Origin of the sequence: Kineococcus indalonis (genome assembly GCF_009906395.1) — a bacterium.
Classification (GTDB): Bacteria; Actinomycetota; Actinomycetes; order Actinomycetales; family Kineococcaceae; genus Kineococcus; species Kineococcus indalonis.
Genome location: NZ_JAAALM010000108.1, coordinates 1 through 9,549 on the forward strand (window position 1 = coordinate 1; position 9,549 = coordinate 9,549).

The following is a 9,549-nucleotide window of genomic DNA, read 5'->3' on the forward strand; positions in this document are numbered from 1 at the left end:
GGGCGGGGGCGCGTCCAGGGGGGCGTCCAGGGGTGCCTCAGCGCCCGCGCTCGGCGGCGGCGCCCAGCGGGTGCAGCCCGGTGAGGGCGCCCACCCAGGAGGCGGGCACGCGGGCGAGGCGCTCGTCGTAGGCGCGCACGGCCGCGCCGTGGAAGGCGAGGTCGCCGGCGAGGCGGTGCTCGGCGTCGGCGACGGCGCGTCGGGTCTGCTCGTCGGGCTCCTGCCCGGCGTGCTGGCTCAGCTCGGACAGGCGCGAGCGGCGCTGCTCGGCGAGCGCGCCGGCCTCGACGGCGAGGTCGCGCATGCGCACCAGGGAGGAGCGGGTGGCGGCGGCGTACGCGACCGCGGCGAGGACGAGCAGGAGGACGACGACGAGCGCGACGGTGCCGGCGCTGCCCACGTCAGCCGCCCAGGCCGATGTCGGCGAGGGTGAAGGCGTGGCGGTAGGGCAGCCCCTCGGCCTCCACGCGCTCCTTGGCGCCGGTGGCGCGGTCCACGATGACGGCCACGCCGACGACCTGCGCGCCCGCCTCGCGCAGCGCGGCGACGGCGGTGAGCACGGAGCCGCCGGTGGTGGAGGTGTCCTCCACGGCCAGCACGCGCCGGCCGGCGACGTCGGGGCCCTCGATGCGCCGCTGCAGGCCGTGCGCCTTCTCGGCCTTGCGCACGACGAAGGCGTCCAGCGGGGCGCCGTGCCGGGCCGCCCACCCGCGCGCGTTGGCGGCGTGCACCATGGCCAGGGCGACGGGGTCGGCGCCCATGGTGAGCCCGCCGACGGCCTGGAAGTCCCAGTCGGCGACGAGGTCCAGCATCACCGGCCCGACGAGCGCGGAGGCCTCGCCGTCGAGGCTGGTGCGGCGCAGGTCGACGTAGTGGTCGGCCTGCTCGCCGCTGGACAGCGTCACGCGGCCGCGCACGACGGCCTTGGCGGCGATGAGGGCGGCGAGGCGCTCGCGCTCTGGGGTGCTGGGGGTGGGGGCGCTCACGGGGCACGAGCTTAGGCGCTGGCGGGCGCCCTCCCCGCGCCGCTGCCCGGGCCGCGCCGCCGGGGCGGGGGTAACGTCCGGGCCGTGCGCCTGGCCACCTGGAACGTGAACTCCGTCCGCGCCCGCCTGGACCGCGTCCTGGCCTGGCTCGAGCGCAGCGACGTCGACGTCGTGGCGCTGCAGGAGACCAAGTGCAAGGACGAGCAGTTCCCCGCGCAGGCCTTCGCCGACGCCGGCTACGAGGTCGCCCACCACGGCCTGTCGCAGTGGAACGGGGTGGCGCTGCTGTCGCGGGTGGGCCTGGAGGACGTCAGCACCGCCTTCGCCGGGGACGTGCCGGGGTTCGGCGCGCCGCCGGTGCGGGAGGCGCGCGCGATCGGCGCGACGTGCGGAGGGGTGCGGGTGTGGAGCCTGTACGTGCCCAACGGGCGCGGCCTGGACGACCCGCACTACGCGTACAAGCTGCTGTGGCTGGAGTCGCTGCGCGACGCCGGGCGCCGCTGGCTGGCGCAGGACCCGGCCGCGCAGGTGGCGCTGGTGGGCGACTTCAACATCGCCCCGTTCGACGAGGACGTGTGGGACCCCTCGTTCTTCGAGGGCGCCACCCACACCTCCGAGCCGGAGCGGGCGGCGTTCCGCTCGCTGGTGGAGGCGGGGTTCACCGACGTGGTGCGCCCGCACGCGCCGGGCCCGGGCACCTACACGTACTGGGACTACACGCAGCTGCGCTTCCCCAAGCGGCAGGGCATGCGGATCGACTTCGTGCTGGGCTCGCCGGCGCTGGCGGCGCGCGTGAGCGGCGCGACGATCGACCGCGCCGAGCGCAAGGGCAAGGGCGCCTCCGACCACGCCCCCGTCGTGGTGGAGCTGGACGGCCCGCTGGACGCTGCGCCGAACGGCTGACTGTCGGGCCCGCAGCGCCCGCGGGCGAGACGGGGCACCTGGGCGCCACTAGCTTCGCAGGGGTGCGAGCACCTGTGAGCGCCTCCGACCTGGAGGCCGTCGAGCTGAGCGCGGCGACCGACGCGCGGGGCCAGCGGGCCGTCGCGTCGCTGCTGGAGTCGTGGGCGCGCCGGGCGGTGCCCGGCGACTCGGTGTCGAGGGCGCGGCTGCTGGTCGCGGCGAGCGAGCACGCCGCCTACGCCGGGGACGCGCGCCGGGCGCTGCGGCTGTCCCGCAGGGCCCTGGCCACCGGCGACCACGTGGCCCCGGACACCCGCTGCTACGTGGTCTCCGCGCTGCTGATGTGCGGCCACCTGCGCGAGGCGGTGGCGCTGGCCGACGAGGTGCTGGCCGACCGGCCCGCCGACGCGGAGGCGTACCTGTTCCTGGGCGAGGAGCTGGCCTGGCACCACCAGCACGACGACGCCACCCGCGTGTGGACGTCGGGGCTGTTCCGGTGCGCCGGGGACGAGGAGGCCACGGAGGTGCTGCTGGCGGCGATGCGCCGCACCCGCGCGCCGCTGCGGCAGGTGGACCTGCGCGAGGCCGGCGCCGCCGCGCGCGGGGGCGCCGGGGACGTGCTCGTGCTGCCCGGGCCCGCGCCGGCGCGGGAGTGAGCGCGGGCGCGCCCCGGCCCTCCCCTCAGCCCTTGTCGGCCCCGCTGGTCAGGCCCTCGGTGAGCGCGCGCTCGGCCAGGCCGTAGAGCAGCACGATCGGGACGGTGAGGATGACCGAGCCGGCCATGAGGACGGTCTTGGGCACCTCGATGCCGTTGGAGAGCTGGGCCAGGCCCAGCGAGACCGTCCAGCGGTCCGGCTGGGCGGACAGGAACAGCAGCGCGAAGAGGAACTCGTTCCAGGCGATCATGAAGACGTACAGGCCCGTCGACATCAGCGAGGGCATCGCCAGGGGCAGCACGACGCGGCGCAGGGTGGCGAAGCGCCCGGCCCCGTCGATCGCGGCGGCCTCCTCGATGCTGGCCGGGATCGTCTCGAAGTAGCCGCGCAGCATGTGGATGGAGACCGGCACCGTCTGCACGACGTAGACGAGCATCAGGCCCACCAGCGAGGACTGCAGGCCCAGGCGGGCGAAGGCGATGAACAGCGGCACCGCCAGCACCACGGTGGGGAACAGGTAGACGGCCAGGAACAGGGTGCCCACGTGGTCGCGGCCGGTGAACGGCAGGCGCGCCACGGCGTAGGCGCCGGGGATCGCCACGAGCACCGTGATGACCACGGTGGCGGCGGCCACCAGCGCGGAGTTGCGCAGGAACACCCCGAAGCCCTGCCCGCCGTCCTCGGCGGGGGCCAGCACCGTGCGGTAGGTGTCCACCGTGAGGGTCTGCAGCGCGTACCACAGCCGCGAGGGCGAGAGCAGGAGCTGCTCGACGGGCACGAAGCTGAGCAGCAGCATGTAGTAGAACGGGAACGCGGTGACCAGGACGAGCACGACGACGAGCACCCACCGCAGCACCCCGAAGGTGCGCTCCTGGCCCGTCGCGCGCATCCGGCGCCCCGCCCCGCCGGTCGTGCCGCGCGCCGTCCTGCCGGTCGTCCCGCGCGCCGGTGCCGTGCGGGTGCTCACGACTGCTCACCGCCCTTCTTCACGAAGAACCTCACGTAGACCAGCAGCCCCACGGCCAGGACCGCGGAGAGCACCAGCGCCTGGGCGGCCGCGCCGCCGACGTCGAAGCGCCCGGTGAGGGTGTCGTACACGCGCACGGCGGCGACCTCGGTGCCGGCGCCGCCGCCGGTGAGCAGGTACACGTCGTCGAACTTGTTGAACGTCATGATCAGGCGCAGCACGCTCAGCAGGGCCACCACGCCCAGCAGCTGGGGGCCGACGACGTGGCGGAAACGCTGCAGCAGCGAGGCGCCGTCGACGGTGGCGGCCTCCTCCAGCTCGGCGGGCACGGCGACCAGCCGGGCGGTGATGAACATGAACGCGAAGGGGAAGTAGCGCCACACCTCGAAGGCGATGACGGTCGCCATCGCGTACGGCTCCTGGCCGAGGAAGTCCACCGGCTGGTCCCAGCCGAGGAACCCGGTGCCCCAGGCGTTGACGATGCCGTACTGCGGGTTGAGCATCGTCTCCCAGGTGAACGCCACGGCGACGACCGGGGCGACGTAGGGCAGCAGCATCAGCGAGCGCACCACGCCGCGGCCGGGGAACGGCCTGCGCAGCGCCAGCGCGGCGAGCAGCCCGACGAGGATCGAGCCGGCGGTGGAGGCCGCGGAGTAGACCACGGTGTTGCCCAGCGCCTGCCAGAACCCCGCCCCGGTGAGGACCTCGGCGAAGTTCTCCAGCGACAGGCGCTCGAACAGCCCGGCGTCGCGCACCTCCAGCAGCGTGAGGTCCTGGAAGGCCAGCACGACGTTCCACAGGACGGGCACGACGACCACCGCGACGACGATGACGACGGTCGGCAGGACCATCGCCAGGCCGTCGCGGTTGGCGCGGCTGCTCGCGGTGCGCCCGGCCGCCGGGGCGCCGGCCGTGGGGCGCACCGTGGTGGGCGCGCTCACGACAGCGACCTCTGGATCTCCTCGACGGCCTCGGTGGCCCGGCGCGCGGCCTCGTCCGCGCTCAGCGCCCCGCCGGCGGCGCTGGAGATCGTCTTGGGGATGGGCAGTTCCGCGGTGAGCGGGCCCAGCAGGGGGCCCTGCCCCTGCGGGATCGCCCACCGCTGCAGGGTGGTGGCCACCTGCGCGATCTCGTCCATGGTGTCCTCGCCGTAGGTCTCGACCAGCGGTGCGCGCCTGTCCACGCCGGCGGGCAGGGTGGCCCAGGCGTCGACGAAGCGGCCGGGGTCCTGCGCGTCGCCCGTGCGGGCGGGGAACTTCCCCTCGGGGGCGATGCCGAGCGCGGCCTCGTAGCCCTCCGAGAGCATGTGGGTGACGTAGCCGGCCGCGGCCGGGCCGTGCGCGGCGGTGATCGCCCAGGAGGTGACCTCGCCGAAGCTGGCCGGCCCGGCGCCGTCCGGGCCCTGCACGGCGGTGACGATGCCGGTGTTGCGCGCCAGCCAGGCGGGGTCCTCGCGGCACTCCGGGCACGTGGGCAGCGCGTCGTCGCGCAGCCCGGCCATCTCGTCGAGCAGGAACGTCGACCAGATCGTCATGGCCGCCTGCCCGGCGAAGTAGGTCGCCCGGGTGGAGTCCACGGTCTGGGTGCCGGAGGGGGCCTGCGCGGCCAGCGCGTCGTAGAACGCGAACGCGCGCCGGCAGGGACCGGAGTCCAGGCCGACCTCGCCGGCCTCGTCGACGAGCTGGCAGCCGTTGCCCAGCGCCAGGCTCTCGAACGTCTGGGCGGTGAACGGGTCGGCGGGGTCGGTGGCCAGGGTGATGCCGTAGCGCCCGCCGGTGCTCAGCGCCTCGGCGGCCTCCTGGATCGCGGCGTAGGTGGTGGGCGGGGCCAGCCCGGCCCGCTGGAAGAGGTCCTCGCGGTAGACGAGGATCTGCGCCCACACCTCGGCGGGCACGGCCAGCTCCCGGTCGCCGTCGCGCACCAGGGACAGCGCCGTGGGCGAGAACGTCGACTCCCCCAGCTCCTCGACGACCCGCCCGGCGGCGTCGACGTCGAGGAGCTCCTGCTGGGCGAGCTGGCGCACGGTGCCCAGCGGCAGCCCGGCGATGAGGTCGGGCATCGTGCCGGAGACCGCCGCGGACACGATGAGCGAGGGCAGCTGGGACTCGTCGACGGGGACCTGCTCGACGCGCACGCCGGTGCGCCGCGTGAAACCGGCGTCGATCTCCTGCACGGCGGCGATGCGGTCCGGCTGGCCGTCGAGGTTCCACACGGTCAGCACGTCGGGGTCCTGCGCCTGCGGTCCGGTGGAGCACGCACCGCCCGCGCCCGCGAGCAGCGCGGCGGTGAGGACGGCGGTCGTGCGCACGCGGCGGGACGGTGACATGGGCGCTCCTCCCTGAGCCGTACACCGGTATCGAAGCACGCGATCACGGGGGGTGGAAGGAGGCGGCGGCGCGAGTACCCTGCCCGGAACCGGGGCGGTCCCGCCCTCCCGGCCGCAGGAGGACGCCCGATGCCGCGCACCGTCCGCTTCACCGCCCCCCGCACCGTCGACGTCGTCGAGGTCCCCGCCGAGGCGCTCGCGCCGGGGACGGCGCGCGTGGCGACCCTGGGCTCGGGCATCTCCGCGGGCACGGAACTGACCGCCTACCGCGGCACGAACCCCTACCTGACGTCCACGTGGGACCCGGGGCGGCGGTTGTTCACCGGTTCGCACCCGCAGCGGCCCTCGTACCCGCTGGTGGGCTGGGGCTACTCCGAGGTCGGGCGCGTGGTGGAGGCGGTGCTGGCGCTGGGGGCGCTGCGCGGGCACCGGCTGCCCGAGGGGCTGGACCCGGTGGCCGGCTGCTTCGTGCGGGTGGGCGCGATCGCCCTGAACGCGGTGCTCGCCGCCGACGCCGGGGTGGGCGAGACCGTGGCCGTCGTGGGCCAGGGCGTCATCGGGTTGCTCGCCACGTGCTTCGCCGCCCTCGGCGGCGCCCGGGTGGTGGCGGTGGAGGGGGTGGCGCCCCGGCGCGAGCGGGCCCTGGCCCTGGGCGCGGCCGTGGCGCTGGAACCCGGGCCGGGCACCGCCGCGGCGGTGCGGGAGCTGACCGGCGGGCGCGGCGCGGACGCGGCGGTCGACCTCAGCGGCTCCTACCGGGCGCTGCACGAGGCCACCCGCCTCGTCGGCGCCGACGGGCGCGTGGTCGCCGCGGGGTTCTACCAGGGCGAGGGGGCCGGGCTGCGCCTGGGCGAGGAGTTCCACCACAACCGGGTGGAGGTGCTGGCCTCCCAGATCGGCGCCGTGCCGGCGCGCAAGCGGGCCCGCTGGGACGTCGCCCGGCTGCAGGAGACGGTGGTGGGCCTGCTGGCCGAGCGCCGCCCGGACGTGACCGCCCTGGTCAGCCACCGCTTCGCCGTGGACGACGCCGCGCAGGCCTACCGGCTGCTGGACGCCGGTGCGGCGCAGGTGCTGCAGGTCGTCCTGGACTTCCCCGCCGGGGGGCGGGCGTGAGCAACCCCGTGCTCGTGCAGGAGCAGCACGTGCCCGGCGCGGGCCTGGAGGAGAAGTGGGAGGTGGCCCGCGCCTGGGGTTTCGACGGCCTGGAGCTGCGCGCGCGGGGCGGTTTCGCGTTCGCCGCCCGGCTGCCCGAGCTGCGCCGGGCCGCGGCGGCCGGGGTGCCCATGCCCACCGCGTGCGTGGAGATGAGCCACTTCATCGGCGCGTTCGACCCCGAGCTGCGCCGCGACGCGCGCGAGCAGCTGCGCTCCCAGCTCAGCGTGGTCGCCGAGGTCGGCGGCACGGGGGCGATGACACCGGCGTCGTACGGGATGTTCTCGCGCCGGCTGCCGCCGTTCGAGCCGCCGCGCTCGCCGCAGGAGGACCGCGAGGTGCTGCTGGAGGCGCTCACCGACCTGGGCGAGCACGCCCGCCGCGAGGGGGTGCTGCTGCTGCTGGAGCCGCTGAACCGCTACGAGGACCACATGGTCAACCGGCTGGCCGACGCGGTCTCCCTGGTGCGCGAGGCCGGCAGCGACGGCGTGCGCGTCGCGGCGGACACCTACCACATGAACATCGAGGAGGCCGACCCCGCGGCGGCGCTGCGGGAGGCGGGCCCGTACGTGGGGCACGTGCAGGTCAGCGACTCCAACCGCCTCGAACCGGGCGCCGGGCACGTGGACTGGCCGCGCCTGTGCGCGGCGGTGCGCGCGATCGGCTACACCGGGGCGCTGGCGGTGGAGAGCCGCCTGTCCGGGCCGGCCGTCGCGATCGCGCAGCGGCCTCAGCCCTTGACGGAGCCCTCGGTGAGCCCGCCGCGCCAGAAGCGCTGCAGGACGACCATGAGGACCACCAGCGGCACCACCGAGACGAGCACGCCGGCGGTGGTGAGCTCGTAGAACTCCGGCAGGCGGTCGGTCTGCGCCCGCCAGTTCACCAGGCCGACGGTGATCGGGTAGAGCTTCTCGTCGGCGATCATGATCAGCGGCAGCAGGTAGTTGTTCCAGATGCCGACGAACTGGAACAGGAAGACGGTCACCAGGGCCGGGGCCATCATGCGCAGGCCGAAGGTGTGGAAGATGCGCAGCTCCCCCGCCCCGTCCAGGCGGGCGGACTCCACCAGCGAGGGCGGCACCACGGCCGCGGCGAAGATCCGGCACAGGAAGAAGCCGAACGGCGAGACGAAGCTGGGCAGCAGCACGCCCAGGTAGCTGTCGGTCAGGCCCAGGTTGCTGAACAGCAGGAACAGCGGCAGGGCGGTGGCGGTGCCGGGCACCAGCACGCCGCCCAGCACGAGGCCGAAGACGGTGTCGCGGCCCTTGAAGTCGTACACCGCCAGGGCGTAGCCGCCGGCGGCGGCGAGGTAGGTCGCCACCAGGGCCCCGCCGCCGGCGTACAGCACGCTGTTGAGGAACCAGCGCACGAAGATGCCGTCGTCGAAGGCGAAGACCTGCCGGACGTTCTCCAGCAGCTGCACGTCGCCGAACCAGAAGCCGTTGGTCGTGAAGAGGTCCTCGGTGGACTTCGTGGCGGCGACCACCACCCAGTACACGGGCACGAGGAAGTAGACGGCGACGACGATCAGGATCGCGGTGACGAGGATGGTGCGCGCGGCGGGCGGGCGGGTGGCCCCGCGGCGCGAGGAGCGCTCCAGCGCGCCGATGGTGGCGAGGCGGTCCTCCTCGGGGCGGACGGCGGTCACGAGTCCCTCCGGGAGACGAGGCGCAGGAAGGCGAAGGACAGGACGAACGCGGCCAGGGCGATGACGACGGCCTGCGCCGCGGCCACGCCGTAGTCGTTGTAGGAGAACGCCGAGGAGTAGGCGGCGAAGTTGGGCGTGTACTTCACGTCCACCGCCGGGGAGACGTTGCGGATGACCTGCGGCTCGGCGAACAGCTGCAGGGTGCCGATGATCGAGAAGACCGTCGTGAGCACCAGCGCCGGGCGGATCAGCGGCAGCTGCACCGACCAGGCCAGGCGGAACGGGCCGGCCCCGTCGACCTTGGCCGCCTCGTACACCTCCCCGGGGATGGCCTTGAGCTGCGCGATGACGATGAGCATGTTGTAGCCGGCGTAGGACCAGGTGACGATGTTGGCGATGGACCACAGCACCGTCTGGGCGCTGAGGAAGTCCACCTCCACGCCCAGGGCCTGCAGGCCCGCCACGACCGGCGAGAAGCCCGGCAGGTACAGGAAGGACCACAGGATGCTGGCGATGACGCCGGGGATGCCGTAGGGCAGGAAGTACGCGGCGCGGAAGAAGCCCGGCCACTTCGCCGAGGCGGACTCCAGCAGCAGCGCCAGCAGCGTCACCGCGATGATCATCACGGGGACCTGCACGATCCCGAAGAGCAGCACGCGCCAGATGGAGGCGGTGAAGGCGGGGTCGCCCAGCGCCCGGGCGTAGTTCTCGAACCCGGCGAAGCTGGAGGTGATGCCCTCCTCGCCGAAGAGGCCGATGCGCTCGACCCTGGTGAAGCTCTGCCCCACCGCGTAGACGATCGGCACGATGAACGTCAGCAGGAACAGGACGAGGAACGGCGCCAGCAGCAGCCACGGCGCGCGGTGCTGGGCGCGGTTGGCGGTGGCGGGGCGCCGTTCCTCGTCCTGTTC

General features: G+C 74.7%; 11 protein-coding genes. 4 read left to right on the forward strand and 7 right to left on the reverse strand.

Annotated features, from left to right (window positions below):
- Positions 1-37: 37 nt before the first annotated feature.
- Both GTR00_RS07630 and pyrE read right to left on the reverse strand, forming a co-directional pair.
- A complete protein-coding gene (locus GTR00_RS07630) occupies positions 38-400 on the reverse strand; it encodes a hypothetical protein (RefSeq protein ID WP_166611032.1) in 363 nt (120 codons plus the stop codon).
- A gap of 1 nt (position 401) precedes the next feature.
- A complete protein-coding gene (gene pyrE, locus GTR00_RS24895; RefSeq protein WP_166611033.1) occupies positions 402-986 on the reverse strand; it encodes an orotate phosphoribosyltransferase in 585 nt (194 codons plus the stop codon).
- Positions 987-1,070: 84 nt separating this feature from the next.
- Here pyrE and GTR00_RS07640 point away from each other — a divergent pair, with 84 nt between their 5' ends.
- On the forward strand, positions 1,071-1,889 hold the full coding sequence (locus tag GTR00_RS07640; protein WP_166611034.1) for an exodeoxyribonuclease III: 819 nt from the start codon (positions 1,071-1,073) through the stop codon (positions 1,887-1,889).
- 74 nt (positions 1,890-1,963) lie between these two features.
- Positions 1,964-2,545: a hypothetical protein gene (locus GTR00_RS07645; RefSeq protein ID WP_166611035.1), complete on the forward strand. Its 582-nt coding sequence runs from the start codon at positions 1,964-1,966 to the stop codon at positions 2,543-2,545.
- Between the two features lie 25 nt (positions 2,546-2,570).
- On the opposite strand, the gene GTR00_RS07650 is transcribed toward GTR00_RS07645, so the two are convergent.
- The 3 genes from GTR00_RS07650 to GTR00_RS07660 all read right to left on the reverse strand — a co-directional run bounded on the left by GTR00_RS07650 (position 2,571) and on the right by GTR00_RS07660 (position 5,820).
- Entirely contained in the window at positions 2,571-3,434 is an 864-nt protein-coding gene (locus GTR00_RS07650) for a carbohydrate ABC transporter permease (protein ID WP_166611039.1), read from the reverse strand.
- A gap of 74 nt (positions 3,435-3,508) precedes the next feature.
- A complete protein-coding gene (locus GTR00_RS07655) occupies positions 3,509-4,453 on the reverse strand; it encodes a carbohydrate ABC transporter permease (protein WP_205705295.1) in 945 nt (314 codons plus the stop codon).
- Positions 4,450-5,820 carry an ABC transporter substrate-binding protein gene (locus tag GTR00_RS07660; protein ID WP_205705296.1) on the reverse strand — a complete coding sequence of 457 codons (1,371 nt, stop codon included), beginning with the start codon at positions 5,818-5,820 and terminating at the stop codon, positions 4,450-4,452. The genes GTR00_RS07655 and GTR00_RS07660 overlap by 4 nt, the downstream gene beginning before the upstream one ends.
- Before the next feature lie 147 nt (positions 5,821-5,967).
- Between GTR00_RS07660 and GTR00_RS07665 the strand changes: the two genes are divergently transcribed.
- Together GTR00_RS07665 and GTR00_RS07670 are read left to right on the forward strand one after the other, a co-directional pair.
- Positions 5,968-6,951 (forward strand): zinc-dependent alcohol dehydrogenase, encoded by a 984-nt coding sequence (locus GTR00_RS07665; RefSeq protein ID WP_166611037.1) that lies wholly within the window; start codon positions 5,968-5,970, stop codon positions 6,949-6,951.
- Positions 6,948-7,835: a sugar phosphate isomerase/epimerase family protein gene (locus GTR00_RS07670; RefSeq protein ID WP_166611038.1), complete on the forward strand. Its 888-nt coding sequence runs from the start codon at positions 6,948-6,950 to the stop codon at positions 7,833-7,835. The genes GTR00_RS07665 and GTR00_RS07670 overlap by 4 nt, the downstream gene beginning before the upstream one ends.
- Here GTR00_RS07670 and GTR00_RS25660 read toward each other — a convergent pair.
- Positions 7,721-8,599 carry a carbohydrate ABC transporter permease gene (locus GTR00_RS25660; RefSeq protein ID WP_166611041.1) on the reverse strand — a complete coding sequence of 293 codons (879 nt, stop codon included), beginning with the start codon at positions 8,597-8,599 and terminating at the stop codon, positions 7,721-7,723. The two genes, GTR00_RS07670 and GTR00_RS25660, sit on opposite strands and share 115 nt — an antisense overlap.
- A 35-nt stretch (positions 8,600-8,634) precedes the next feature.
- Positions 8,635-9,489, reverse strand: a complete 855-nt coding sequence (locus GTR00_RS07680; RefSeq protein ID WP_166611042.1) for a carbohydrate ABC transporter permease — start codon at positions 9,487-9,489, stop codon at positions 8,635-8,637.
- Between the last annotated feature and the right edge of the window lie 60 nt (positions 9,490-9,549).